Here is a 25,888-nt window from a genome sequence, read left to right on the forward strand (position 1 = left end):
GGGAACAGCGCGAAGGTCTGGAACACCATCGCGACGCCTTCGGCCGGGCCGCGCAGCGGCTTGCCGAGATAGGTCACCTCACCGCCGGTCGGCTCGATCAGCCCGGCGATGATTCGCAACAGCGTGGACTTGCCCGAGCCGGAGCGGCCGAGCAGCCCGACGATCTCGCCTTCGCGCAGCGACAGGTTCGCGTCGTCGAGCACGAGCAGTTCGCCCTGCGTCTTGTTGAAGCCGCGGCAGACGTGATCGACACGCAGGATTTCCTCGCCGAGGCGCGGTGGCTGGGACGTCTGGACGGGGGCGTTTACAGCATTCGGATTGTGCATCGCGTTTCGCTCTCAATCGGTCTCAGTCGAGCCGCAGCTTCGCTTCGGCGAAGGCATACAGCGGGCGCCACAGCAGGCGGTTGAACAGGGTAACGAACAGGGACATCACGGCGATGCCCAGGATGATCTTCGGAAAGTCGCCGGCGGCCGTGGTCTCTGCGATATACGCACCGATGCCGTGCGCCTCGATCTTGGTCGTGCCCCACTGCACCGCTTCCGACACGATGCTCGCGTTCCACGCGCCGCCCGACGCGGTGATCGCGCCGGTCACGTAGTACGGGAAGATGCCCGGCAGGATCGCCTGGCGCCACCACTGCCAGCCGCGGATCCGGAAGTTCGTCGCCGCTTCGCGATAATCGTTCGGATAGGACGTCGCGCCGGCAATCACGTTGAACAGGATATACCACTGCGTGCCGAGCACGATCAGCGGCGACAGCCAGATGTCGGCGTTCAGGTGGAAACGCGCGATCACGATCACGAACACCGGGAACAGCAGGTTGGCCGGAAACGCGGCGAGAAACTGCGCGAGCGGCTGCAGCTTCTCGGCGAGCTTCGGGCGCAGCCCGACCCACACGCCGATCGGCACCCAGATCACCGATGCGATCGAGATCAGCACCACCACGCGCAGCAGCGTGATGAGCCCAAGGCCGATCACGTGGCCGACCTCGGCCATCGTCACGCCGGTCGACACGAAGCTGACGACGCGCCACACGATATAGAGCGTGCCGATCAGCACGAGCGCCGCCCACGCGATGTCGACCGTGCGCGACGCCTTCTTCTCGACTTTGGGCAGCGTGAAGCGCATCGCGCCCGACAGCGGCAGGCGCAGCGGAATCCGCGCGGCCTTCGCGAAGAACCAGCCGGCCGGCACCAGCAGCTGATGGATCAGGCGCGTACGGCGCACGAGGTCGAGCAGCCAGGATTGCGGCGCATCGCCCGATGCGGTGTTCTCCATCCGGAACTTGTCGGCCCACGCGATCAGCGGACGGAACAGGAACTGGTCGTACGCGAGGATCACGACCGTCATCGTGAGGATCACCCAGCCGATCGCGCTGAAGTTCTGGTCCGAGATCGCCTGCGCGAGGTACGCGCCGATCCCCGGCAGCGTGATCGTGTGATTGCCGACGGTGATGGCCTCCGACGCGACGACGAAGAACCAGCCGCCCGACATCGACATCATCATGTTCCAGATCAGCCCCGGCATCGAGAACGGCACCTCGAGCTTCCAGAAGCGCTGCCACGACGTCAGGTGGAAGCCGCGCGACACTTCGTCCAGATCGCGCGGCACCGTGCGCAGCGACTGGTAGAAGCTGAACGTCATGTTCCACGCCTGGCTCGTGAAGATCGCGAAGATCGCCGCGAGCTCGGCGCCGAGCACGCGGCTCGGGAACAGCGCGAGGAAGAACGTGACCGTAAACGAGATGAAGCCGAGCACCGGCACCGACTGCAGGATGTCGAGGATCGGGATCAGCACCATCCCCGCGCGGCGGCTTTTCGCCGCGAGCGTGCCGTAGACCAGCGTGAACGCGAGCGACGCGACCATCGCGGCGAGCATCCGCAGCGTCGTGCGCAACGCGTATTCGGGCAGGTTCGACGGATCGAGCGAAATCTTCTGGGTCTGAAGGGTCCCGATCGGCGCCATCGTTTCATGAAAGCCGACGACCGCCATCGCGATCAGGCAGATGATCAGCGGGAACGCGATGAAGTCCCACCGGTTCGGCAGGACGCGCCACGCGGACGCGTTGGCGGTCCGGTTCGGATTGAAGAATCCGACGTCCATCAGGCGCCCTCCCCGGTAAGGCCGAACGAAGCCGGCAGACGATGTTGATTCATGGCAAAGCGCACGGGCGCGGTAATTCGACGCGGTAATTCGATTGATTCACGATCTCACGCCGGCGCGACGCGCCGGGCGTGCAAGCTGCGCCCCGGCGCGGCGAGTCGGCTGCGACGGCACGACACTACACCAACCTGTATTTCAGGTTCAACCGTCCGGGGGCAGTGCGGCGACGCGCGGGCGGTGCACGGATCGTGCCCGGCGCGCAGGCGGACGGCGCGCGGTGCGGAGCAGCCCGGCCGCAGTCGTCCGGCCGGCGTGCAGGCCCCGAATTATGCCGTGATCCGGGCCGGCCGGGAACCCGGCAGCCGCACACGGGCGCAAACCATGCCGGACGTCGGCGGACGATTGCGGCGAAGCAGGTATGATCGGGGCTAGCCCCTGGGGTCTGCCGACCGGCAGCCCCCGGGGATCGACCGACCAGCGGGAGGAAGGGAATGGCAGGAAACTTGGTGATCGTCTGCCGCGATCAGGACGCCGATGCGTTCTACGAGCTGATGCAGGAATACGGGTCGTTCCAGACCCGGCTGTCGTCGACGGCGTGGTACCTGAACATGAACGTCGTGCCGGAATCGCTGCAGGAGGAAATCCTGGAACGCCTGGGCCGCTATACGACCGTCTATATCTTCGAGGCCACCAGCGTGACCTACAACACCATCGACAGCAACGCCGCCGAGACGCTCGGCACGCTGTTCGGCGAATGATGCCGCGCGGCGCCTGCCCGGCAGGCGCCGCATGCGCCGCTTACGCGGCCTGTGCGTGACGTTCGTCCTTCGGCACCACGTCGAACGGGAACGTCATCGCCACGCGCAGGCCGCCCTCGGGACGGTTGCCGATCTCGCACGCCCCGCCCAGCCTCAGCACGAGCCGCTCGACGATCGCGAGCCCCAGCCCGCTGTGGCCGTTCCCGCCGCGCGCGGGGTCGAGCCGCACGAACGGCCGCGTCGCGGCCGCGAGGTCGCGCGGCGCAATCCCCCCGCCGCTGTCGCTGACCGACAGCACGTAGCCCGTCGGCGTACGCGCCGTCTCGACCAGCACGGGCGGTGCGCCGTACGCATGCGCATTGTCCAGCAGGTTCGACAGGATCCGGTCGAGCGTCGCGGTCGGCAGGCGGAAGCCCTCGTCTGCCGCGAGATGCGTCTGGACCGCCGGCGCGTTCGGTGCGACCGCGCGATAGCTGCGCGCGATCCGCTCGCAGGTCTGGTCGACCGGCACGGGCTCGCTGCGGTCCGCCCCGCCGTGTGCGAACACGAGAAACTGGTCGACGATGTGCGACATCGAGTCGACATCGCGCACCACGCCGTCGCGCAGCCGCGCGTCGTCCATCATTTCCGCGCGCAGGCGCATCCGCGCAAGCGGTGTGCGCAGGTCGTGCGCGACGCCGGCCAGCATCACCGCGCGGTCGCTCTCGGCCTGCGACACCTGTTCCACCATCTGGTTGAAGCCGTGCGTGAGCTGGCGCAGCTCGCGCGGACCGCGCTCGCGCAGCGGCGGCACCGGCTGGCCGCGGCCGAAGCGCGCGACCGCGCGCGCCAGCGAGCGCAGCGGCTGCTGCAGCTGCCAGGCCGCGAACAGCGCGGCGATCACGCCGGCCGAGAAGATCGTGCCGAGCCACAACAGCATCCGGTCGAGCGAGCGCGGCGGCCGCAGCGGCTGCACCGGCACCACGATCCAGTTGGGGTCGGTCGGCTCCTTGACCCACAGCACCGGCGGATGGCCCGGCGCGCCGATCTCGACCCGGGTGCCGGCCGGCATCCGCTCGCTCACGTCGTCGCGGAAACGCTTGAGCGGCGCCGGCAGGTTCGACTCGGCGTCCTTCGGTACGTCGGCACTGTCCGGCGACACCAGCCGCACCCGCGACGGCAGCGGCTGGTCGGGCGTGCGCTCGACGTGCTGGCGCACCGCGTCGACGAGGAACGCGGCCTCCTCGACCGCGTAGCGCGTCTGCATCTGGCTGCGCTCGAGGCGCATCGCGAAAAACCATGCGAAGTGCGACAGGAGCAGCACGCCGACGACCAGCAGCGCCAGCCGCCCGAACAGCGAATCAATGGGTTTGCGCATGGGCCTCGCCGTCGGGCACGAACACGTAGCCGCGCCCGCGAACCGTCTGGATGAAGCGCGGCGTCGACGGATCCGTTTCGAGGATGCGGCGCAGGCGCCACACCTGGACGTCGATGCCGCGGTCGGTGCCGTCGTACTCGGGCCCGTGCAGCAGCTCGAGCAGCCGCTCGCGCGTGAGCGTGCGCAGCGCATGGTTCACGAAGATCTTCAGCAGCGCGAATTCGCTGCTCGACAGCGTCGCCGGCTTGCCGTCGACCGACAGCGTGCGCGCCTGGAAGTCGAGCACGAAGCGGCCGAACGCGAACGGCTCGCGCTGCTCGGGCGCCGCCGCCGATGGCGTCGCCCGGCGGCGGCGCAGCACGGCCTGCACGCGCGCGAGCAGCTCGCGCGGGTTGAACGGCTTGCCGAGGTAGTCGTCCGCGCCGAGTTCGAGCCCGACGATGCGGTCGACGTCGTCCGCGCGCGCGGTCAGCATGATCACGGGGATGTCGTCGCCGGCCGCGCGCAGCTGGCGCAGCGCGGTCAGGCCATCCACGCCCGGCATCATCAGGTCCAGCACGATCAGGTCGGGCCGCTCGCGCTCGAGGCGCTTCTCGAGCGTCGCCGCGTCGTGCAGCACGGACACTTCCATCCCCTGGCGCACGAGATAGTCGCGCAGCAGGTCTCGGAGTTCTTGGTCGTCGTCGACGATGAGGATCTGGGTAGTCATGGCTTGAAGTTTACCGCGCGAGTGCGGAGTCGAAGAACGAAACAAAGGGACGAAAGGGTTACTGCGGGTTACGGCGCAAGGGAACTGTAATGCGCCGTAACCCGGCAGCCACCCCGCGTAACACCGGCCGGGGCACGCGCCGCTAACCTGCGTCTTACCGGATGCGGTACACGGATCACCCCGCGCCCCGCATCGCCGGACCCTCTGGATACAAGGAGTTTCTGAAATGTATAAGAAGACTTCCCGCGTGGCCATTGCGGCCGCCACCGTGCTCGCTCTCGCCTTCGGCACCGCGCATGCCGCGCAACCCGACGACATGCCGCCGCCGGGCGGCCCCGGCATGCACCAGATGCACGGCGGCCATGACGGCGGCCCGTTCGGCATGATCATGAAGCTGCACGACCAGCTGAAGCTCAACGCGTCGCAGGAACAGCAATGGCAGACGGCCGTCAACACGATGAAGCAGAACCATGAAGCGATGCGCAAGAGCCACGAGCAGATGCGCGAGCAGTTCAAGGCGCAGCAGAACCAGCCGATCCTCGACCTGAGCGCGATGCACGCCGCCCGTCAGCAGGCCGAGCAGCAGAATGCGCAGCTGCGCGAGCAGAGCTCGGCGGCCTGGCTCGCGTTCTACAACGGGCTGAACGACCAGCAGAAGACGACGGTCAGCACCGCGCTGAAGCAGCAGTTCGCACGGATGGAACAGCGTCACGAGAAGATGAAGGAGCGCTGGCAGCAGCACCGCGCGGCCAAGGGCGCGTCGGCGCCGGCGCAGTAAGCCGGCGGGCCGCCGCCCCGCGCGGCATCGCAGGGGACGCGGGCGCCCGGCCCGCGTCCCCTGTTTCATTTCAGGCGACGTCGAACAGCAGCACCTCGGCCGCCCGGCCGCGTGCGAACGCGACCGCGTCCACCCCCGCGATCCGCGCGCCGTCGCCCGCGGCCAGCGCGTGGCCGTTGACCTCCACCTCGCCGCGGGCCACATGCACGTACGTGCCGCGTCCGGCCCGCACGCCGAAGGCCGTCTCCTCGTCGCCGTCGATCAACCCCGCGAAGATCCGCGCGTCCGCACGGATCGACAGCGCGCCGTCGTCGCCGTCCGGCGATGCGACGAGCCGCAGGCGCCCGCGCTTCTCGTCGTCGGCGAAACGCCGCTCCGCATAGCCGGGCGCCCCGCCCCGCTCGGCCGGCTGCAGCCAGATCTGCAGCAGATGCAGCGCCCGGTCGCACGACGCGTTGGTTTCGCTGTGCATGAGCCCCGTGCCGGCGCTCATCCGCTGGACGCCGCCGGCCCGCACGATTGCGCCGTTGCCGAGGCTGTCGCGATGCGCGAGCGCACCGTCCAGCACGTAGGTGACGATTTCGAGATTGCGGCGCGGCTGCATCCCGAAACCGCGCGTCGGTGCGATCCGGTCCTCGCTCAGCACGCGCAGCGCGCCGAACGGCGGATGCGTGGCCCCGGCGTGGCCGGCGAGCGGGAAGCTGTGGCTCGATTCGAGCCAGCCTTGACGCGTGTGGCAACGGTCGGCGGCGCGGCGGATCTGGAACATGGGGCGGGCACTCCGGCGGGCAGGTCTTCTTTTTCGGGTTTACCAGCACTGTAGGGGCGCGCGGCGCGCGCCACAATCCGCCGCACGCGCACCGCATCGTTGCGCCGACGCACCCAATCGACGCAATACCCGTTGCAAATACCACGATTGCCGCAACACCCCGATCGAAGAATCGATCGGTCGCGCCGGATTGCCGTTTTCCGGATATCGCGTTCGGGTAAAATACCGCCCTTTTGGCGCTCGCCCGTCCGGCGGGCGCCGTTGCCAGCGCGCCGAAACACGAATTTTGGCCGTCTAGAATACGCCGCGGCGCCCGGCCCGACCGGCCGCGAGCGCCCCCCGGAAGTGAGCGACAAAAGGATGGAAATGAAGAAGGCCGCCCTGTGCGCCGCCCTCGCCCTCGTGGCGGGCAGCGCCTTCGCGAAAGAGTGGAAGACCGTGCGGATCGGCGTCGATGCCAGCTACCCGCCGTTCGAGTCGACCGCGCCGAGCGGCGAGATCGTCGGTTTCGACGTCGATCTCACCAAGGAAATCTGCAAGCGGATCAACGTGAAGTGCGTGTGGGTCGCGCAGGATCTCGACGGGATCATCCCGGCGCTGAAGGCGAAGAAGTACGACGTCATCGTGTCGTCGCTGACCGTCACGGACAAGCGCCGCGCGCAGATCGACTTCTCCGACAAGGTGTACGACGCGCCCGCTCGCATGATCGCGAAGGCCGGCTCGCCGCTGCTGCCGACGGTCGCGTCGCTCAAGGGCAAGCGTGTCGGCGTCGAGCAGGGCTCGACGCAGGAATCCTACGCGAAGGCGTACTGGGAACCGCAGGGCGTGACGATCGTTCCTTACCAGAACCAGGACCAGGTCTATGCCGATCTCGGCTCGGGCCGCCTCGACGCGACGCTGCAGGATGAACTGCAGGCCGACTACGGTTTCCTGCGCACGCCGCGCGGCAAGGGTTTCGCGTTCGCCGGCCCGGAAGTGAAGGATCAGAAGACGATCGGCGACGGCACCGCGATCGGCCTGCGCAAGGAAGACACGGACCTGAAGCTCAAGCTCAACAAGGCGCTGGCCGACATGCACGAGGACGGCACGTACGACCGGCTGTCGCACAAGTATTTCTCGTTCAGCGTCTACTCGGCGCGCTGAGCGCCGACAATGACGGGAAGCGGATGTGGGGGCGGCCCCGCGTCCGGCAGTACAGGCAGTCAACCACGCGCCGCCCGCCCCCTCGCCCGCCGCCCGCGCGACGGGCTGGCCCGGCACCGTTGCCGGGGCGGACGGTCATGATACGCACGGGGCGTTCCGCGCAGCTTGGCGGGCGCGTCTTTCACGGCGCACCGCGCGCGCCCTCAGGGACCACACCAGGGACCACATATGTTTCTACAAGGCTACGGCCCGCTGATCCTCGCAGGCACCTGGCAAACCGTCAAACTGGCGGTGCTGTCGCTCGCGCTGTCGTTCCTGCTGGGCCTGCTCGGCGCGGGCGCGAAGCTGTCGCGCAACCGCTTCACGAACGGCGCCGGCACCGTCTACACGACGCTGATCCGCGGCGTCCCCGACCTCGTGCTGATGCTGCTGCTGTTCTACAGCCTGCAGATCTGGCTGAACGTGGCGACCGACGCGCTCGGCTGGGACCAGATCGACATCGACCCGTTCCTCGCCGGCGTGCTCGTGCTCGGCTTCATCTACGGCGCGTACTTCACCGAGACCTTCCGCGGCGCGTTCCTGTCGGTGCCGCGCGGCCAGCTCGAGGCCGGCAGCGCGTACGGGATGACCAGCTGGCAGGTGTTCACGCGGATCATGTTCCCGCAGATGATGCGCTTCGCGCTGCCGGGCATCGGCAACAACTGGCAGGTGCTCGTGAAGTCGACCGCGCTCGTGTCGATCATCGGCCTCGCGGACGTCGTGAAGGCGTCGCAGGACGCCGGCAAGGGCACGCTGCGGTTCTTCTTCTTCACGCTGATCGCCGGTGCGGTCTACCTCGCCATCACGACGATCTCGAACTTCGTGCTGATGTGGCTCGAAAAGCGCTACTCGACCGGTGTCCGCAAGGCTGACCTATGATCGAACTCATCCAAGAATACTGGCGCAACTACCTCTACACCGACGGCTTCCGGCTCACCGGCGTCGCGATCACGCTGTGGCTGCTCGTCGTGTCGATCGGCCTCGGCTTCTGCCTGTCGGTGCCGCTCGCGGTGGCCCGCGTGTCGAAGAAGAAGTGGCTGTCGGGCGCCGTATGGCTCTATACGTACGTGTTCCGCGGCACGCCGCTCTACGTGCAGCTGCTGCTCTGCTACACCGGCCTCTACAGCCTGCAGTTCGTGCGCGGCACGCCGCTGCTCGACGCGTTCTTCCGCGACGGGATGCACTGCACGCTGCTCGCGTTCACGCTGAACACCTGCGCGTACACCACCGAGATCTTCGCGGGCGCGATCAAGTCGACGTCGTACGGCGAGATCGAGGCCGCGCGCGCGTACGGGATGTCCACCTTCACGATGTATCGCCGCGTGATCCTGCCGTCCGCGCTGCGCCGCTCGCTGCCGCTCTACAGCAACGAAGTGATCCTGATGCTGCACGCAACCACCGTCGCGTTCACCGCGACCGTGCCGGACATCCTGAAGATCGCCCGCGACGTCAACTCGGCGACCTACATGTCGTTCCACGCATTCGGCATCGCCGCCCTGCTCTATCTCGTGATCTCGTTCACGCTCGTGTGGCTGTTCCGCCAGGCCGAGCGTCGCTGGCTCGCGTATCTGCGCCCGCAAGGCAAGTAAGTTTTCGCAGGACTATATGAATTCCCAGACTCAGAAGCTTTTCGTCGACGATCTGCACAAGCGATACGGCGACAACGAGGTGCTCAAGGGCGTGTCGCTGAAGGCGAACTCGGGCGACGTGATCAGCGTGATCGGCTCGTCCGGTTCGGGCAAGAGCACGATGCTGCGCTGTATCAACTTCCTCGAGCAGCCGAACGCGGGCCGCATCGTCGTCGACGGCGAGGAAGTGCGCACCACCCCCGACAAGACGGGCGCGCTGCGCGCGGCCGATTCGAAGCAGCTGCAGCGCGTGCGCACCAAGCTGTCGATGGTGTTCCAGCACTTCAACCTCTGGTCGCACATGAACGTGATCGAGAACGTGATGGAAGCGCCCGTCAACGTGCTCGGCATCCCGAAGAAGGAAGCCGAGGAGCGTGCGCGCGAATATCTCGAGAAGGTCGGCCTCGCGCCGCGCGTGGAAAAGCAGTATCCGTCGCACCTGTCGGGCGGCCAGCAGCAGCGTGTCGCGATCGCGCGCGCGCTGGCGATGCATCCGGACGTGATGCTGTTCGACGAGCCGACGTCGGCGCTCGATCCGGAACTCGTCGGCGAAGTGCTGAAGGTGATGCAGAAGCTGGCCGAGGAAGGCCGCACGATGATCGTCGTCACGCACGAGATGGGCTTCGCGCGCAACGTGTCGAACCACGTGATGTTCCTGCACCAGGGGCGCGTCGAGGAAGAAGGCGTGCCGGCCGAGGTGTTCGCCAACCCGAAGAGCGAACGCCTGCGCGGGTTCCTGTCGGGTAGCCTCAAGTAACGCACACGACGCGTTGCACCACACGAACGGGCGCCATGCGGCGCCCGTTTTGCCTTTACGCGGCGTCCGCCGGCGCGCCGTCCGCGAACGCGCGCAGCGCATCGCCCGCGAGCCGGTAGCGCACCCATTCGCTCTGCGGCGCCGCGCCGACGCTTTCGTAGAAGCGGATCGCCGGCTCGTTCCAGTCGAGCACGCTCCATTCGAACCGCCCGCAGCCGGTGTCCACGGCGATGCGCGCGAGCGCCTTCAGCAGCCGCAGCCCGGCGCCCGCGCCGCGAAAGCGCGGCGATACGTACAGATCCTCGAGATACAGCCCCTGGCGGCCGAGCCACGTCGAATACGAGAAGAAATACACGGCGAAGCCGGCCGGCTCGCCGTCGACCTCGCAGATCAGCGCGCGCGCGGGCGTTCCTTCGCCGAACAGGCTGCGCTCGAGCGACGCGGGTGTCGCGACCACTTCATGCTCCGCCTTCTCGTAGATGGCCAGCTCGGTGATGAAACGCAGGATCTGCGGCACGTCCGCGACGGTGGCGGAACGGATGTCGATTTGCACGGTAGGGAGCCCTCCTTCGGCCCGAACTGAAAATGGAATGCGATGCCGCCCGCGCAAATGCGCATAGCGTCGCCCGGATCGACATGCTACGTTCGCGGCTCAACTGCAGGAAGTGCAGTTTATTCATCCTGACATGAACATGATGCATCCCGACCTGCGCCGTCTCGACCTGAACCTGCTGCTCGCATTCGACGCGCTGTACCGCCACCGGTCGGTCGCCGCGGCCGCGCACGAACTGGCGATGAGCCCGTCCGCGCTGAGCCACGCGCTCGCGCGGCTGCGCGAAGCGATCGGCGACGCGCTGTTCGTGCGGCTCGGCAACGAGATGCAGCCGACCGTGCGCGCCGACGACATCGCCACCTGGGCCGGCGACGCGCTCGACACGATGTCGAAGGGGCTCGCGCGCGCGCGCCGCTTCGATCCCGCGCAAAGCGACCGTACGTTCGTGTTCGCCGCGAGCGACTACACGGCGTTCGCCGTGCTGCCGGCGCTGCTCGCGCGCATCGGGCAGGTCGCGCCGCGGCTGCGGATCCGCGTCGTCCATTCCGACCGAAAGATCTCGATCGACGAACTCGCGGCCGGCCGCATCGATTTCGCGCTCGGCTATCACGAGGAATCGGCCGCCGACGCGCCGGGCATCGAGGATTTCGACTGGTTCTCGGACGACTACGTGGTGATCGCGAGCGCCGCGCATCCCGACATCCGCCGGCGGCTGACGCTCGACCAGTATCTCGCCGCGCGCCACGTCGTCGTCACGCCCTGGAACGAGTCGCGAGGCGTCGTGGACTACGTGCTCGACCGGCTCGGCCTCGCGCGGCAGGTCGCCGTGCAGCTGCCGAGCGTGTTGGCCGCGCCGTTCGTGATCGCGGAATCGGCGTTGCTGATGACGGTGCCGAACCGCGCCGCGCAGGCACTGCGCCACGCGACGCCGATCCGCATCTTCCCCGCGCCGTTCGAGATCCCGCGCTATACGGTGAAGGTCTACTCGCACGCGAAGCACGCGCGCACCGATGCGCACCGGTGGATTCGCGCGCAGTTGCTCGAAGCACGGCCGGCGCCCGGTTGAGCAGCACGCTCATGGGCCCGCACGGCGTGCGGTGTCCCTTGTCGGGCTGGCGTTTCCGGCGCATTCGGGCGACGGCGACAGCCGCCCGATCATTACGAAATGCTGACTAATTCCGTCTCCCCGGCGCCTACGCCGGCGCCCCCGGCGACGTCAATAGTGGCAATCCTTGACCCATGACCGCCGAATCCATGTCTCCCTTGCTGGAGAAGGGTTTTCCGGGAGCCGGCTCCTTCTCGGGCACCTGCTGCGTACTCTGTTGCATGGCAATTTGGCGACACGTGTTAGTCAAACAACGATTTCCATCGCCACAAAATTGTATTTTTGCTAAATTAGTAACCAAAGTAGCAAAACGAAGTTCGTGAAATGTAGTTTAGCTTCACGACACAACAAGGAGACCCGCAAGCCGACCCGGCAGCGCGGGACCGCTCAACGGTGTTCCGTCCGCTTGCCCGCGTGCCACGCTTACCGGCCCTGCACGAGGTCTCCCTGGTTATCCCGCTTTTCGCTTTTGCCCGGCGCTCGCTGCGCCGGGCATCTCGTGCAGTCTGGGTTGACTTTTTGACAGGGTATGGAGGAGATGATGAAGAAAGCTTTGGTCGCGGCCGCGCTGATGGCTGCTGGAGTGGTAACGGCGCACGCGCAGAGCAGCGTCACGCTGTATGGTCGCCTGGATGCCGGCCTCGAGTACATGAACGGCCTGCAGGACGGCCATCGCTACCGCGCGGAGAGCGGCGACTGGGGCACGAGCCTGTGGGGCTTGAAGGGCAGCGAGGACATCGGCGGCGGCAACAAGATCCTGTTCCACCTGGAAGGCGCGTTCAACACGATGAACGGTGGCCTCGGCACGAGCGGCTCGATCTGGGATCGTTTCGCGACCGTCGGCATTACGAACGACCGCTACGGTACGCTGCTGTTCGGCCGCGAACTCGCGATCGCGAACGGCGTGTGGGACTTCGATCCGCTGGGCCAGTCGAGCTGGTCGTCGGCATCGCTCGTGCGCGGCCGCAACTGGAACAAGACCAGCAACAACGTGTCGTACCAGTCGCCGCAGTTCTACGGCCTCGACTTCTACGGCCAGTTCGCCTTCTCGAACTCCACCAGCTTCAACGGCAACACGACGGCCGGCCAGCCGGGTCGTGCGGCCGGCGCACAGATCACGTACACGAACTCGCTGTTCCAGTTGCGCGGCATCTACGACGAAACGCGCGACAGCAACGGCCGCTTCTCCGACGTGTTCAACTACTCGCGTGAATACTTCGCGGGCGCGAACGTGTTCCTCGGCCAGTTCAAGCTGCAGGCCGCCTACCAGGCGTCGCACGCGGACGGCAGCGGCGGCCCGGCCGTCAACAACGGTATCACCGGCACCCAGCAGGTCTGGGGCGGCGTGACGTGGCAGGCAACGCCGGCAGCAGCGCTGATCGCGGCCGTCTATCACGTGAACGCGAACCACGGCGGCGGCAACGCGAACATCTACACGGTCGGCGGTTCGTACAACATCTCGAAGCGCACGCTGTTCGACGTGCAGGTCGCGACGGTGCGCAACAGCAAGACCGCGAACTTCGGCCTGAACGCGAACGGTGCAGGCACCGCCGTGTCGACGGGCAACCCGCATGCGGGCGGCAGCCAGACCGGCGTCTACGCCGGCATCCAGCACCTGTTCTGATCAGGCGCCGTCCAGAGAACGATTCGACAACACTTTCCACGCTGCTGCGAGAGGCGCGTATCGGTGCGGTACCCACCCGGGTATCCGCACCGTTTTTTATTGGCGGGCGGGAATCGTGCGGCCCGCGGCCGAATCTGCCGCGTCCGCCGAATGGCCGGTTGCGGCGCTCAGACCGCCGCTTCGTTCTCTTCGCCGGTGCGGATGCGGATCACGCGCTCGACGTCCGACACGAAGATCTTGCCGTCGCCGATCTTGCCCGTGCGGGCCGCGCCGATCACCGCGTCGATCACCTGGTCGACCTGCGCTTCCGCGACGACCACCTCGATCTTCATCTTCGGCAGGAAGTCGACGACGTATTCGGCGCCGCGATACAGCTCCGTGTGCCCCTTCTGGCGGCCGAAGCCCTTCACTTCCGTCACGGTCAGGCCCGTGAGGCCGACTTCGGCGAGCGCTTCGCGGACTTCGTCCAGCTTGAACGGCTTGATGATGGCGGTGATGCGTTTCATGATGGTTGTCCCTCAATGCTCGTTTGGATGCAAAATCGCGATCCCGATTGTAAGCCGGCCAGCCGCGTACGGCCCAGCACGGCTCAATCGAGACGTTCGGTAAAGCGTGACGTGATCGGGTAGCGCCAGTCGCGCCCGAACGCGCGATGCGTGACGCGAATGCCGATCGGCGCCTGGCGGCGCTTGTATTCGTTGATCTTGATGAGCCGCGTCACGCGCGCGACGTCGGCCTCGGCATAACCGGCCGCGACGATCTCCGCGAGCGGCCGGTCCTCCTCCATATACATCCGCATGATCGCGTCGAGCACGTCGTACGGCGGCAGGCTGTCCTGGTCCGTCTGGTTCTCGCGCAGCTCGGCCGACGGCGCGCGCGTCAGGATCCGCTCGGGGATCACGTCACGCAGTTCGTAGTCGGCGGCCGCGTTGCGATAGCGGCACAGCCGGTAGACCAGCGTCTTCGCGATGTCCTTGATCACCGCGAAGCCGCCGGCCATGTCGCCGTACAGCGTGCAGTAGCCGACCGCCATCTCGCTCTTGTTGCCGGTCGTCAGCACGATCGAGCCGAACTTGTTCGACAGCGCCATCAGCAGCGTGCCGCGGATGCGCGCCTGGATGTTCTCTTCGGTCGCGTCCTCCGCGCGGCCCGCGAATTCGCCCGCGAGCGCCGCGCGGAACGCGTCGAACATCGGCGCGATCGCGATCTCGTCGTAGCGCACGCCGACGCGCCGCGCCATCTCCGCCGCATCGGTCGTCGAGATGCCGGCCGTGTAGCGCGACGGCATCATCACCGCGCGCACGCGCTCGGGCCCGAGCGCGTCGCATGCGACCGCGAGCACCAGCGCGGAATCGACGCCGCCCGACAGCCCGATCAGCACGCCGGGAAAACCGTTCTTGCCGATGTAGTCGCGCACGCCGGTCACGAGCGCGCGATAGACCTGCGCGTCGGTCGGCAATTCGGGCGCGATCGCGCCGGGCAGCGGCCGCGCACCGTCGAATTCGACGATCGCGTGCCCTTCGTCGAACTGCGGCATCTTCGCGACGAGCGCGCCCTGCGCGTCGAGCACGAACGAGCCGCCGTCGAACACGAGCTCGTCCTGGCCGCCGACGAGGTTCACGTACACCATCGGCAGCCCGGTTTCGCGGATTCGCGCGCGCAGGATGTCGATGCGCAGCGCTTCCTTGTTCATGTGGTACGGCGAGCCGTTCGGAATCAGCAGCACCTGCGCGCCGGCGGCCTTCGCGATCTGCGCGGCCGACGCATGCCATGCGTCCTCGCAGATGATCACGCCGAATTTCACGCCGTTCAGCGCGAACACGAGCGGTTGGGTGTCCGTCGCGAAATAGCGCTTCTCGTCGAACACGTCGGCGTTCGGCAGATCCTGCTTGCGGTAGGTGCCGACGATCTCGCCGCCGACGATCAGCGACACCGCGTTGTAGGTGTCGGTCGGCGGCACGCCGCGCTCGATCGGGCGGTTTGCATTACCATCGACGGCTGGCGCGTGCGCATCGCCGCCCGCGCTGCGCAGCGGATGGCCGACCAGCACCGCGAGCCCGTCGAACGCGCGCAGCGCATCGGCGAGCGCGGCGAGCGCGGCGGCCGCCGCCGTGTAGAACGCGGGCCGCAGCAGCAGGTCTTCCGGCGGATAGCCGGACAGCGCGAGTTCGGGGGCGATCATCAACTGCGCACCATCGTTGTGCGCGGCGCGGGCGGCCGCGACGAGGCGCGCGACGTTGCCGGCGAAATCGCCGACGGTGACGTTGATCTGGGCGAGAGCGAGTCGGGTCTTCATGACGGGATCGGCGCAGCCCGGCGGCGCGCCCTGAACGGCTGACGAAATCGTCCCGGACGCGGGCCACGGCGGCACGCATCCGGCGGCATCCAACAGTACGGATTCACGCTTGAAACACGAACGCATCGATTATCGCACGGGCATCCTGTCGTCCCCCGCGGAGGTGCCGGCCGACGAATGGAACGCGCTGCTCGAGCGCGACGCGCAGCCGACGCCGTTCCTGCGCCACGAATTCCTCGACGCGCTGCAGGTCGCGCGCTGCGCGGTCGACGATACCGGCTGGTCGCCGCACTTCGTCACGCTGAGCGATGCGCGCACGGGCCGTCTGGCGGCCGCTGCGCCCGTCTATGCGAAGCAGCATTCGTACGGCGAATACGTGTTCGACTGGGCATGGGCCGACGCGTACCAGCGCAACGGCCTGTCCTATTACCCGAAGCTGCTGTGCGCGGTGCCGTTCACGCCCGTGCAGGGCACGCGCCTGCTCGCGGCCGACGACGCCGCGCGCCGCCAGCTCGCCGCGACGCTGCTCGCGTTCGCCGAGCAGAGCGACGTGTCGTCGCTGCACGTGCTGTTCCCGACCGGCGACGAAGCGCGGCTGCTCGAATCGATGGGGATGATGCTGCGCGAAGGCGTGCAGTTCCACTGGCTCAACGACGGCTACCGCGACTTCGACGACTTCCTCGGCACGCTCGAGCAGAAGAAGCGCAAGAACATTCGCGCGGAACGGCGCAAGGTGCGCGATGCCGGCATCACGTTCCGGCGGCTCACCGGCGACCGGATCACCGATGCCGACTGGCGCTTCTTCTCGCGCTGCTACCGGCAAACCTATCGCGAGCACTATTCGAGCCCATACCTGAATCTCGACTTCTTCCGCGCGATCGGCGCGACGATGCCGGAGAACCTGCTGCTCGTGATCGCGGAAGCCGACGGGCAGCCGATCGCGAGCTCGCTCGCCGTGTACCGGCGCGGCGCGAACGGCGGCGGCACGCTGTACGGCCGCTACTGGGGCGCGCTCGAGCACGTGCCCTGCCTGCATTTCGAAACGGCCTACTACCAGCTGCTCGAATTCTGCATCGAGGCCGGGCTCGACACGTTCGAGGGTGGTGCGCAGGGCGAGCACAAGCTCGCGCGCGGCTTCCTGCCAACCGTCACGCATTCCGCGCACTGGCTCGCGCATCCGGCGTTTTCCGATGCGGTCGCGCACTTTCTCGAACGCGAGACCGAGCATATTCACACGTACGTCGACGAGTTGCACGAGCACGATCCGTTCCGGCGCGCCGGCTAACATCGGCCCGCCGGCGCACCGGCACGCGGCGACGGTCGAACGCCCCGCCGCGTGCCATCCGGCCGTCCGCTTCAGTGTGCGGCGAGCGTCACCGTCTGCGACAACGCCTGCGGGTCGCGCGACGACGCGGCCGCCGACAGCCCGTAGCTGCCTGCACCGATCCGCCATGCGTGCGCATCCGCATCCCAGACCGCGAAGCGCTGCGCGGGCACCGCGATGCTGACCGTGCGCGCCTCGCCCGGCTGCAGCGCGACCTTCGTCCAGCCGACGAGCCGCTTCGGCGGCTCGCCGAGCGAGGCGGGCAGCGCCGCGTAGATCTGCACCGTTTGCGTGCCGGCCCGCGCGCCCGTATTCGTCACCGTCACGCCGACCGTCACGTTGCCCGATGCGTCGGCCCGCGCGGTCATCGCCGACAGCGCATACGTCGTGTAGGACAACCCATGGCCGAACGGGAACAGCGGCTCGATCGCCTTCGCGTCGAACCAGCGATAGCCGTACGCGAGCCCTTCCGCATAGACGGTCTGCGCGTTCGACGGATCGATCGCCGGCTGCGGCAGGTCGGCCTCCTGCCTCGGGAACGTCAGCGGCAGCCGGCCCGACGGATTCGCATCGCCGAACAGCAGGTCGGCGATCGCCTGGCCGCCCTGCACGCCCGGATACCATGCGTCGAGCACGCCGTGCACGTTCGCGAGCCACGGCATCAGCACCGGACTGCCGTTCTCGAGCACGACGATCACGCGCTTCGCCTTCGCCGCCACTGCCGCGATCAGCACGTTCTGGTCGTATTGCTGGTTGTACGGATCGGCCTTCGCGTCGGGCAGCGACAGGCTCGCGAGGTCGAGCCCTTCCGTCTGCCACTGCGTCGCGAACACGATCGCGACATCGGCCTGCGCGGCCGCGGACGCGGCGGCCGTCGCGTCCGTCCCGTCGACATAGCTGACCGACGCGTTCGGCACCTTCGCGCGGATCGCCGCGAGCGGCGCGGACTTGTACCAGGTCGCGCAGCCGCCGAACAGCATGTCGGCCGGCTGCCGGCAGGTCGTCACCGCATTGCCGTCGATCGCCGGCACCGCGCCCGAGCCGCCGCCCGACAGCACGCCCGCGTCCGCGTGCCCGCCGATCACGACGACCGACTTGAGCGCACCGGCCGCGAGCGGCAGCACGGGCTGCGCATCGCCCGGCGCGGCCGCGTTCTTCAGCAGTACCGCCGATTGCCGCGCGATCGCGAGCGCGTCGGCGTTGCCGGCGGCTTCGTCGATCGCGCCGCCCGGCTTCGGCGGCGCATCCATCACGCCGATGCGGATCAACGTGCGCAGCTTGCGCTGCACCATGTCGTTCAGCCGTGCGACCGACACGCTGCCGGCCTGCAGCGCCGCGCGCAGCTTCGTATTGAAGTACGAGCCGAGCGGCGCGTTGCCGTCGTCGGCCGCGCCCGGCTGTTCCTCGTCGAGCCCCGCCTGCACGGCCGCGACCGTCGAGTGCGTCGCGCCCCAGTCCGACTGCACGACGCCCTTGAAGCCCCATTCGTTCTTCAGCACCGTCGTCAGCAGGTACGGGTTCTCGCACCCATACACGCCGTTCAGCTGGTTGTACGAGCACATCACGTTGCCCGGCTGGCCGTCCTTCACGCCGATCTCGAACGCGAGCAGCTCGGCCTCGCGCATGGTCCGCTCGTCGACGACCGAATCGATCGTCATCCGGTTGGTTTCCTGGTCGTTGAATGCGAAATGCTTGATCGTCGCGATCACCTTCCGCGCCTGCGTGCCCTGCGTGCGCGCGGCGCTCAGCGTGCCGGCCAGCACCGGATCCTCGCCCATGTATTCGAACGTGCGGCCGTTGCGCGGCTCGCGCGCGAGGTTCACGCCGCCGCCGAGCCCTTCCGCGAAGCCGAGCGCGCGCAATTCGAGCGCGATGCGCGTGCCGTAGGTGCCCGCGAGCGCCGGATCCCACGTCGCCGCGAGCGCGATCGGCGCGGGCAGCGCGGTCACGCGCGCGTTCTTCACGTTCACGCCGCCGGCCGAATCGGCGCTGCTGACGGCCGGAATGCCGAGCCGCGGCACGCCCGGGATATAGCTCGCGCCGTTCAGCGCGTCGGCCGGAAACGGGCCGCCCAGGTCGAGCGCGGGCATGCCGGTGCCGTGCACGAGCTGCAGTTTCTCGTCGGTCGTCAGTTGCGCGACGAGCGCGGCCGCGCGCTGGTCGGCCGCGGCATCGAGGTCGACCGGTGCGGCCGGCCCCGCATGGATGTCGTCGCCGCCGCACGAGGCGAGCAGCACCGTGAGCGCGCACGCGGACGCAATCGTCGAACACCGGAACAGCGAAGTTTTCATTGATCCTCCTGAGTCGATCTGTTGTACTTGTCGCCACACTCCAGCGTCCGAGTCTATAAATCGACCGGTCACCATGCTTGACCGGCAGGAGCATGCGTTGACCTCTCGCAGCGGGGACAAACCCGAACGGCATGACGACAGGGAGACAGACATGGAGTTGCGACAGAAATCGGTATCCGTCCGGATCTACCGCGCGCTGTGCGAAGACGCGCGCGCGAACGGCATCGACCTCGCACCGCTTTACGAAGCGCTCGGCATCGGGCCGGCCGAGCTCGCCGACGACACGCGCCGCATCGCCGGCGACCGCCACGTCGCCGCGATGCGGCTGACGAGCGGCTGGCCGCTGTCCTGGCCTCGCCCGCCGCGGCAGGCCGTATCGTGGCTCGTGCCGTTTCCCGAGCTCGCCGGCGTCACCTGCAACGCGGCCACGCTGCGCGACGCGCTGCGTCGTTACGTGCACTATCGCGAGCTGATCGGCAACGTCGACTGGGTGCTTGCGCGCGAGCACAGCGATGCGATCGCGTTCGAATACGTGAACGAAGGGGATGGCCGGCACGGGAGCAGCGCGTTCGCGAACCTCGCGATCCTCGCCGCGCTGGCGCGCCTGTACGATCCACGGGTGCGCGTCGACGACGCCGAATTTGCCGGCCGCGCGTTCGCGCCCGCGGCCGTGCTGCGCGACACGCTCGGCACGCCGGTGTCGTTCGATGCCGCGCGCAATCGCATCGTGCTGCGCTCCGCGCACTTCGACACGCCGTTCGAGCGCTACAACGCGCCGCTCGCGGAGATCCAGCGTCATGCGGCCGACACCGCGCGCGATCGCGTGCGCATGCGCTCGACCTTCGGCGCGTCCGTCGCGCAATGCGTACGCGACTGGCTGCGCAGCGCCGACGACGTCGACGTGCCAACCGACACGCTGATGCAACACGTGTGCACGCGCTTCGCGATGTCGCGCTGGACGCTGCGCCGGCGGCTGCATCGCGAAGCCGTCGGTTTTCACGCGCTCGTCGCGCAGGCACGGCTCGGCGAGGCTCGCGACCTGCTGCTGCATACGCAATTGCCGGTCGGCGAGATCGGCGTGCGCGTCGGGTTCCGTTCGACGAGCGCCTTCACGCGCTTCTTCACGCGCGAACTCGGCGCGGCGCCCAGCCGCTTTCGCGACGGGCACGGCGATCGGTGGCGTTGACGCACGCCAATTCTGAGACACTGACGGCTTCGCATCCCGCCGCCTTCCCATGTCCTGGTTTCTGTATCTGATCGAGTGCGCCGACGACAGCGTCTACACGGGCATCACGACCGACGTCGCCGCGCGCTTCGACGAGCACGCCTCCGGCAAGGGCGCGCGCTACACGCGCTCGCGCAAGCCGCGCGCGGTGCTCGCGTCGTTCCCGCTGCCCGACCGGTCGATCGCATCGCGTGCCGAGTACTGGGTGAAGCGGCTCACGGCCGTGCAAAAGCGTGAACTGGCGGCCGGGATCCGGACACTCGAGTCGGTGTTGCCGGCCGGGATGTCGATCGACGGGAACGTCGAGGCGGCCGGGCTGCAGGACGGCACACGCGGAAAGAAGAAGGTAAAGGCGAAGCGCGCCGACATTGCGGCTCAGCCGGCCGAAACTGAAGAGGCCGGCGGGAAAGCCGCGAAGACCGGAACTCCCGGAAAAAAGTCCGGGTCCACGAAAACCGCGAAGCCTGCACGAGCCGCAACGGCGCCAAAGTCGGCAAAGGCCGCGCCTGCCGCCTCGAAGCGTGCCAGGACCGCGGACGACGCGGAAGGGAAACAGACCGCCTCGCCCGGCATGCCGGCAAAACGGGACAAGCCGGCCACGAACGCAGCGCCGAAACGGAAAACGCCGGCAAGCGGCGGCCAGCCCGCCGCCGCTTGCGCACCAGCGCGCGGCCGTCCGTCGGCAAGAAAGGCCGCCGCCGAACTCATCGAGGCCGCCCCTGCCCCCGCGCGCCGCGCAACGGGCGCGAAACGCGCGAAGGCCGCGCCGAATGCGGGCACCGTGCCCGCTCCCGCCCACAAGAAAACCGCCGCTCGCGTCGCACCGCGCACAAAACAAAACCGCGCGGCCTCCTGAGGAGACACGCGCGGTTTGCGTTCCGAACGAACCGGCCGCGAGGCCGGCCAGCCGGCTTACTTCTTGTAGTTCGCGGCGCCGTCGGCGATTTCCTTGTGCGCGGCATCGATGCCGGCCCAGCCTTCGACCTTCACCCACTTGCCCTTCTCGAGCGCCTTGTACTGCTCGAAGAAGTGCTTGATCTGATCCTTCAGGTACTCGGGCACGTCGTCGATCGACTTCAGGTTCGCCGTCATCGGGCAGACCTTGTCGTGCGGCACCGCGACCAGCTTCGCGTCGACGCCCGACTCATCGGTCATCTGCAGCATGCCGAGCACGCGCGAACGCACGATCGAGCCAGCCAGCAGCGGGAACGGCGTGATCACCAGCACGTCGACCGGATCGCCGTCGCCCGACAGCGTCTGCGGGATGTAGCCGTAGTTCACCGGGTAGCGCATGCCGGTACCGATGAAGCGGTCGACGACGAGGAGACCCAGCTCCTTGTCCGCCTCGTACTTCACCGGATCGCTTTGCGCGGGGATCTCGATGATCACGTTGAAATCGTGCGGCAGGTCCTTGCCGGCCGGAACATGATTGAAGCTCATAGCGCTCTCTGTTGGTCGATGGGAATTCGGGACAGGGCGCCGCGGCCGATGCACCGCCGCGGGCGTCCCCGCAGGGAATGCGCCATTATAGCCAATCGACCGGTGGCGTCCGGATGACGATCGGCGCGATAATCGTTCCGGATGTCCGGCCACCGAACCATCGAACGACAGGGCCGCGTTGCACGTCGACCGCGAAGCATGGGACCCGAGTAAGCGCTGAAGCGCTAACTCGGGTCGACAGGAGCAGGCATGGAAGAAGCGAAGCACTTCATCGCGGGCGAATGGACGTTGCCCGCGCAACTGGAGACGATTCCGGTCGTCGATCCCTCCGACGGCCAGCCGTTCGCGACGATCGCGCGCGGCACCGCGCCCGACATCGAGCGCGCGGTCGCCGCGGCCCGCGACGCGTTCGCGGGCCCGTGGGGCGCGGCGAGCGCCGCCGAGCGCGGCCGCGTGCTGATGCGGCTGTCGGCGCGCATCGCCGATTGCCTGGAGGAACTCGCGACGATCGAGGCGCGCGACACCGGCAAGCCGCTGAAGCAGGCGCGCGCCGACGCCGCCGCGCTCGCGCGCTACTTCGAGTTCTACGCGGGCGCCGCCGACAAGCTGCACGGCGAGACCCTCCCCTATCAAGCCGGCTACACGGTGCTGACCGTGCGCGAGCCGCACGGCGTCACCGGCCACATCGTGCCGTGGAACTACCCGATGCAGATCTTCGGGCGCAGCGTCGGCGCGGCACTCGCGGCCGGCAATGCGTGCGTCGTGAAGCCTGCCGAGGATGCGTGCCTGTCGGTGCTGCGCGTCGCCGAGCTGGCCGCCGAAGCCGGGCTGCCGGCCGGTGCGCTGAATATCGTCACCGGCTACGGCCATGAAGCAGGCGCCGCGCTCGCGCGCCACCCCGGCATCGACCACATCTCGTTTACGGGCTCGCCCGCGACCGGCAAGCTGGTCACGCAGATGGCCGCCGAGAACCACGTGCCCGTCACGCTCGAGCTCGGCGGCAAGTCGCCGCAGATCGTGTTCGCCGACGCCGATCTCGATGCGGCGCTGCCCGTGCTCGTGTCGGCGATCGTGCAGAACGGCGGGCAGACCTGCTCGGCCGGCAGCCGCGTGCTGATCGAGCGCGCGGTCTACGAGCCGCTCGTCGAACGGCTCGCCACCGCCTTCAACGGGCTGCGGGTCGGCCCGAGCCGCGCGGATCTCGACTGCGGCCCGCTGATCAACGCGAAGCAGCAGCAACGCGTGTGGGATTTCCTGTCCGACGCGCAGCACGACGGCATTCCGATGGCCGCGCACGGCCAGGTCGTCGCCGACGCGCCGGAAAGCGGCTTCTACCAGGCCCCCGCGCTGCTGCGCGACGTGCCGCCGTCGCACCGGCTCGCGCAGGAGGAAGTGTTCGGCCCGGTGCTCGCCGCGATGCGTTTCGTCGACGAAGACGAAGCGGTCGAACTCGCGAACGGCACGCCGTACGGTCTCGTCGCGGGCATCTGGACCCGCGACGGCGCACGCCAGCTGCGCCTCGCGCGGCGCCTGCGCGCAGGCCAGGTGTTCATCAACAACTACGGCGCGGGCGGCGGCGTCGAGCTGCCGTTCGGCGGCGTCGGCCACTCGGGCCATGGCCGCGAGAAAGGCTTCGAGGCGCTGTACGGCTTCACCGCGCTGAAGACGATCGCGATCCGGCACGGCTGAACTGGCTGAACGCGGCCGGCGACGACCGGCCGCGCACCGAAACACCACGCACTCTTCCAACACAGGAGACACACCATGCGGTTGAGCGGCAAGACAGCCATCGTCACGGGCGGCGGTTCGGGCTTCGGCGAAGGCATCGCGAAGACCTATGCGCGCGAAGGCGCGAACGTCGTCGTCAACGACCTGAACGGCGCGGCGGCCGAGCGCGTCGCGAGCGAGATCGCGCTGGCGGGCGGCAAGGCGATCGCGGTCGCGGGCGACGTGTCGCAGGACGCCGACTGGCGCGCGCTGCTGCAGGCCGCGCTCGACGATTTCCATGCGGTGCAGATCGTCGTCAACAACGCCGGCACCACGCACCGCAACAAGCCGGTGCTCGACGTGACGGAAGCCGAGTTCGACCGCGTGTACGCCGTCAACATGAAGAGCCTGTTCTGGAGCGTGCAGACCTTCGTCCCGTACTTCCGCACGCAGGGCGGCGGCGTGTTCGTGAACGTCGCGTCGACGGCCGGCGTGCGGCCGCGCCCGGGCCTCGTCTGGTACAACAGCACGAAGGGCGCGATGATCACCGCGAGCAAGTCGCTCGCGGCCGAGCTCGGCGCCGACCGGATCCGCGTGAACTGCATCAACCCGGTGCTCGGCGAGACGGGCCTGATGACCGAGTTCATGGGCTGCGAGGACACGCCGGAGAATCGCCGCCGGTTCCTGTCGACGATTCCGCTCGGCCGCTTCTCGACGCCGCAGGACATCGCGAACGCGGCCCTGTACCTCGCATCCGACGAAGCCGAGTTCATCACCGGCGTCTGCCTCGAAGTCGACGGCGGACGCTGCATCTAGCCGCACGACCGTGCTTGCGCCGCGCCGGCAGCGCCGGCCGGCACCGCATCCACGCATTGACATTGCTTCGCACGACACCGGATCGGGCGCCAACGCGCCGGCGCCGGCCCATGACAAGACAAAACAAGGATTGGAGACAACATGGCAACATCGACGCAGTCGCTGCCGGGCTCGTCCGGCGCATTCGAGGAAGCAACCTACCGCAAGGTGTCGTGGCGGCTCACGCCGCTCCTGCTGCTGTGCTACGTGGTCGCGTATCTCGACCGCGTGAACGTCGGCTTCGCGAAGCTGCAGATGGCGAGCGACCTGAATCTCAGCGACACCGTCTACGGGCTCGGCGCCGGGATCTTCTTCTTCGGCTACTTCCTGTTCGAAGTCCCGAGCAACATCATCCTGCACAAGGTCGGCGCGCGCGTCTGGATCGCGCGCATCATGGCGACGTGGGGCGTGATCTCGATCCTGACGATGTTCGTCACGACACCCGCGATGTTCTACGTGATGCGCTTCCTGCTCGGCGTCGCCGAAGCCGGCTTCTTTCCCGGCGTGATCCTGTACCTCACGTACTGGTATCCCGCACACCGGCGCGGCCGGATGACGACCTTCTTCATGACCGCCGTCGCGCTGTCCGGCGTGATCGGCGGACCGATCTCGGGCTTCATCCTGAAGGCGTTCAACGGCGTGAGCGGCTGGCATGGCTGGCAATGGCTGTTCCTGCTCGAAGGGATCCCGTCGGTGCTGGCCGGCGTGCTCGTGTTCTTCGCGCTCGACGACCGGATCGCGAAGGCCAAATGGCTCACCGACGAGGAAAAGGCGCTGCTCGCGCGCAACGTCGACGCGGAGGAAGCGACCAAGGAAGACCTGCCGCTCGGCGCGGTGATGTCGAGCCCGCGCGTGTGGCTGATGGCGCTCATCTACTTCTCGTTCGTGATGGGGCTGTACGGCGTCGGCTTCTGGCTGCCGACGATCATCAAGGCGACCGGCGTGACCGACACGTTCATGATCGGCCTGCTGTCCGCGGTTCCGTATGCGGCGGCGGTGGTCGCGATGATCCTGATCGCGCGCAGCGCGGACAAGCGCCGCGAACGACGCTGGCACCTTGCGATTCCGGCCGCGTTCGGCGCGCTCGGGCTCGTGCTGTCGGTGATCTGGGCGCACCAGACGGCGCTCGCGATGCTCGGCCTCACGCTCGCGACGATGGGCATCCTGACGACGCTGCCGCTGTTCTGGAGCCTGCCGACCGCATTCCTCGGCGGCGCGGCGGCCGCGGCCGGCATCGCGATGATCAACTCGATCGGCAACCTCGCGGGCTTCCTGAGCCCGTACCTGATGGGCTGGCTCAAACAGGCGACGGGCGCGAACGACGCGGGCATGTATATGCTCGCCGCGTTCCTCGTGCTCGGCGGGCTGCTCGCGCTGTCGGTGCCGAAGCGGCTGGTCGACAAGTGATGCACGACGCATGAATG

General features: G+C 68.1%; 24 protein-coding genes. 14 read left to right on the plus strand and 10 right to left on the minus strand.

The features are described from left to right. Positions 1-326, minus strand: a 326-nt coding sequence (locus DIE22_RS26630; protein ID WP_124606470.1) for an ATP-binding cassette domain-containing protein, incomplete at its 3' end; no start/stop codon positions are given. Positions 327-348: 22 nt separating this feature from the next. Beyond that, a complete protein-coding gene (locus DIE22_RS26635) occupies positions 349-2,106 on the minus strand; it encodes an ABC transporter permease subunit (protein ID WP_124606471.1) in 1,758 nt (585 codons plus the stop codon). Positions 2,107-2,597: 491 nt separating this feature from the next. Here DIE22_RS26635 and DIE22_RS26640 point away from each other — a divergent pair, with 491 nt between their 5' ends. Continuing rightward, on the plus strand, positions 2,598-2,864 hold the full coding sequence (locus tag DIE22_RS26640) for a hypothetical protein (RefSeq protein ID WP_027786765.1): 267 nt from the start codon (positions 2,598-2,600) through the stop codon (positions 2,862-2,864). A gap of 40 nt (positions 2,865-2,904) precedes the next feature. Here DIE22_RS26640 and DIE22_RS26645 read toward each other — a convergent pair whose 3' ends face one another. Then, entirely contained in the window at positions 2,905-4,221 is a 1,317-nt protein-coding gene (locus DIE22_RS26645; RefSeq protein ID WP_124502162.1) for an ATP-binding protein, read from the minus strand. Further along, positions 4,205-4,930: a response regulator gene (locus DIE22_RS26650; RefSeq protein ID WP_009693256.1), complete on the minus strand. Its 726-nt coding sequence runs from the start codon at positions 4,928-4,930 to the stop codon at positions 4,205-4,207. Before DIE22_RS26650 ends, DIE22_RS26645 begins: the two co-directional genes overlap by 17 nt. 226 nt (positions 4,931-5,156) lie before the next feature. Between DIE22_RS26650 and DIE22_RS26655 the strand changes: the two genes are divergently transcribed. Beyond that, positions 5,157-5,708, plus strand: coding sequence for a periplasmic heavy metal sensor (locus tag DIE22_RS26655; RefSeq protein WP_124606472.1), 552 nt, complete (start codon positions 5,157-5,159; stop codon positions 5,706-5,708). A gap of 70 nt (positions 5,709-5,778) precedes the next feature. Here DIE22_RS26655 and DIE22_RS26660 read toward each other — a convergent pair whose 3' ends face one another. Next, on the minus strand, positions 5,779-6,477 hold the full coding sequence (locus tag DIE22_RS26660; RefSeq protein ID WP_124606473.1) for a pirin family protein: 699 nt from the start codon (positions 6,475-6,477) through the stop codon (positions 5,779-5,781). Positions 6,478-6,843: 366 nt separating this feature from the next. On the opposite strand from DIE22_RS26660, the gene DIE22_RS26665 reads away from it, so the two are divergent. From DIE22_RS26665 to DIE22_RS26680, 4 genes are all read left to right on the plus strand, one after another. Next, positions 6,844-7,620, plus strand: a complete 777-nt coding sequence (locus tag DIE22_RS26665) for an ABC transporter substrate-binding protein (RefSeq protein ID WP_124502159.1) — start codon at positions 6,844-6,846, stop codon at positions 7,618-7,620. A 228-nt stretch (positions 7,621-7,848) separates the two neighbouring features. Next, positions 7,849-8,538: an ABC transporter permease gene (locus DIE22_RS26670; protein WP_124502158.1), complete on the plus strand. Its 690-nt coding sequence runs from the start codon at positions 7,849-7,851 to the stop codon at positions 8,536-8,538. Continuing rightward, the gene (locus tag DIE22_RS26675) at positions 8,535-9,248 is read left to right on the plus strand and encodes an ABC transporter permease (RefSeq protein ID WP_124606474.1); all 714 of its coding nucleotides are present in this window, start codon (positions 8,535-8,537) and stop codon (positions 9,246-9,248) included. The genes DIE22_RS26670 and DIE22_RS26675 overlap by 4 nt, the downstream gene beginning before the upstream one ends. 16 nt (positions 9,249-9,264) lie before the next feature. After that, positions 9,265-10,044: an ABC transporter ATP-binding protein gene (locus tag DIE22_RS26680; protein WP_124502156.1), complete on the plus strand. Its 780-nt coding sequence runs from the start codon at positions 9,265-9,267 to the stop codon at positions 10,042-10,044. A 55-nt stretch (positions 10,045-10,099) separates the two neighbouring features. Here the strand turns inward: DIE22_RS26680 and DIE22_RS26685 are convergent, their stop codons facing one another. Beyond that, positions 10,100-10,597: a GNAT family N-acetyltransferase gene (locus tag DIE22_RS26685; protein WP_124500452.1), complete on the minus strand. Its 498-nt coding sequence runs from the start codon at positions 10,595-10,597 to the stop codon at positions 10,100-10,102. Between the two features lie 139 nt (positions 10,598-10,736). Here DIE22_RS26685 and DIE22_RS26690 point away from each other — a divergent pair, with 139 nt between their 5' ends. Together DIE22_RS26690 and DIE22_RS26695 are read left to right on the plus strand one after the other, a co-directional pair. Beyond that, a complete protein-coding gene (locus DIE22_RS26690) occupies positions 10,737-11,663 on the plus strand; it encodes a LysR family transcriptional regulator (RefSeq protein ID WP_124606475.1) in 927 nt (308 codons plus the stop codon). 577 nt (positions 11,664-12,240) lie between these two features. Continuing rightward, on the plus strand, positions 12,241-13,326 hold the full coding sequence (locus tag DIE22_RS26695; protein ID WP_124500451.1) for a porin: 1,086 nt from the start codon (positions 12,241-12,243) through the stop codon (positions 13,324-13,326). Between the two features lie 167 nt (positions 13,327-13,493). Here DIE22_RS26695 and DIE22_RS26700 read toward each other — a convergent pair whose 3' ends face one another. Together DIE22_RS26700 and DIE22_RS26705 are read right to left on the minus strand one after the other, a co-directional pair. Further along, positions 13,494-13,832, minus strand: coding sequence for a P-II family nitrogen regulator (locus DIE22_RS26700; RefSeq protein ID WP_006398637.1), 339 nt, complete (start codon positions 13,830-13,832; stop codon positions 13,494-13,496). Between the two features lie 83 nt (positions 13,833-13,915). Continuing rightward, positions 13,916-15,622, minus strand: coding sequence for an NAD+ synthase (locus tag DIE22_RS26705; RefSeq protein WP_124500450.1), 1,707 nt, complete (start codon positions 15,620-15,622; stop codon positions 13,916-13,918). A gap of 109 nt (positions 15,623-15,731) precedes the next feature. Here DIE22_RS26705 and DIE22_RS26710 point away from each other — a divergent pair, with 109 nt between their 5' ends. Next, on the plus strand, positions 15,732-16,907 hold the full coding sequence (locus tag DIE22_RS26710; RefSeq protein ID WP_124606476.1) for a GNAT family N-acetyltransferase: 1,176 nt from the start codon (positions 15,732-15,734) through the stop codon (positions 16,905-16,907). A gap of 71 nt (positions 16,908-16,978) precedes the next feature. Here the strand turns inward: DIE22_RS26710 and DIE22_RS26715 are convergent, their stop codons facing one another. Further along, positions 16,979-19,237: a glycoside hydrolase family 3 C-terminal domain-containing protein gene (locus tag DIE22_RS26715; RefSeq protein WP_124606477.1), complete on the minus strand. Its 2,259-nt coding sequence runs from the start codon at positions 19,235-19,237 to the stop codon at positions 16,979-16,981. A gap of 151 nt (positions 19,238-19,388) precedes the next feature. Here DIE22_RS26715 and DIE22_RS26720 point away from each other — a divergent pair, with 151 nt between their 5' ends. Beyond that, entirely contained in the window at positions 19,389-20,423 is a 1,035-nt protein-coding gene (locus tag DIE22_RS26720) for an AraC family transcriptional regulator (protein ID WP_124606478.1), read from the plus strand. Positions 20,424-20,472: 49 nt separating this feature from the next. Then, positions 20,473-21,318 (plus strand): GIY-YIG nuclease family protein, encoded by an 846-nt coding sequence (locus DIE22_RS26725; RefSeq protein ID WP_124606479.1) that lies wholly within the window; start codon positions 20,473-20,475, stop codon positions 21,316-21,318. 56 nt (positions 21,319-21,374) lie between these two features. On the opposite strand, the gene ppa is transcribed toward DIE22_RS26725, so the two are convergent. Beyond that, positions 21,375-21,902, minus strand: coding sequence for an inorganic diphosphatase (gene ppa / locus DIE22_RS26730; protein ID WP_011885693.1), 528 nt, complete (start codon positions 21,900-21,902; stop codon positions 21,375-21,377). A gap of 249 nt (positions 21,903-22,151) precedes the next feature. On the opposite strand from ppa, the gene DIE22_RS26735 reads away from it, so the two are divergent. From DIE22_RS26735 to DIE22_RS26745, 3 genes are all read left to right on the plus strand, one after another. Beyond that, entirely contained in the window at positions 22,152-23,591 is a 1,440-nt protein-coding gene (locus tag DIE22_RS26735; protein WP_124500445.1) for an aldehyde dehydrogenase family protein, read from the plus strand. 75 nt (positions 23,592-23,666) lie between these two features. Next, positions 23,667-24,425, plus strand: a complete 759-nt coding sequence (locus tag DIE22_RS26740; protein ID WP_124500444.1) for an SDR family oxidoreductase — start codon at positions 23,667-23,669, stop codon at positions 24,423-24,425. Positions 24,426-24,566: 141 nt separating this feature from the next. Next, a complete protein-coding gene (locus tag DIE22_RS26745) occupies positions 24,567-25,871 on the plus strand; it encodes an MFS transporter (RefSeq protein ID WP_124500443.1) in 1,305 nt (434 codons plus the stop codon). Positions 25,872-25,888: the final 17 nt, after the last annotated feature.

Origin of the sequence: Burkholderia sp. Bp9142 (assembly GCF_003853415.1) — a bacterium.
In the GTDB taxonomy this organism is placed as follows: domain Bacteria; phylum Pseudomonadota; class Gammaproteobacteria; order Burkholderiales; family Burkholderiaceae; genus Burkholderia.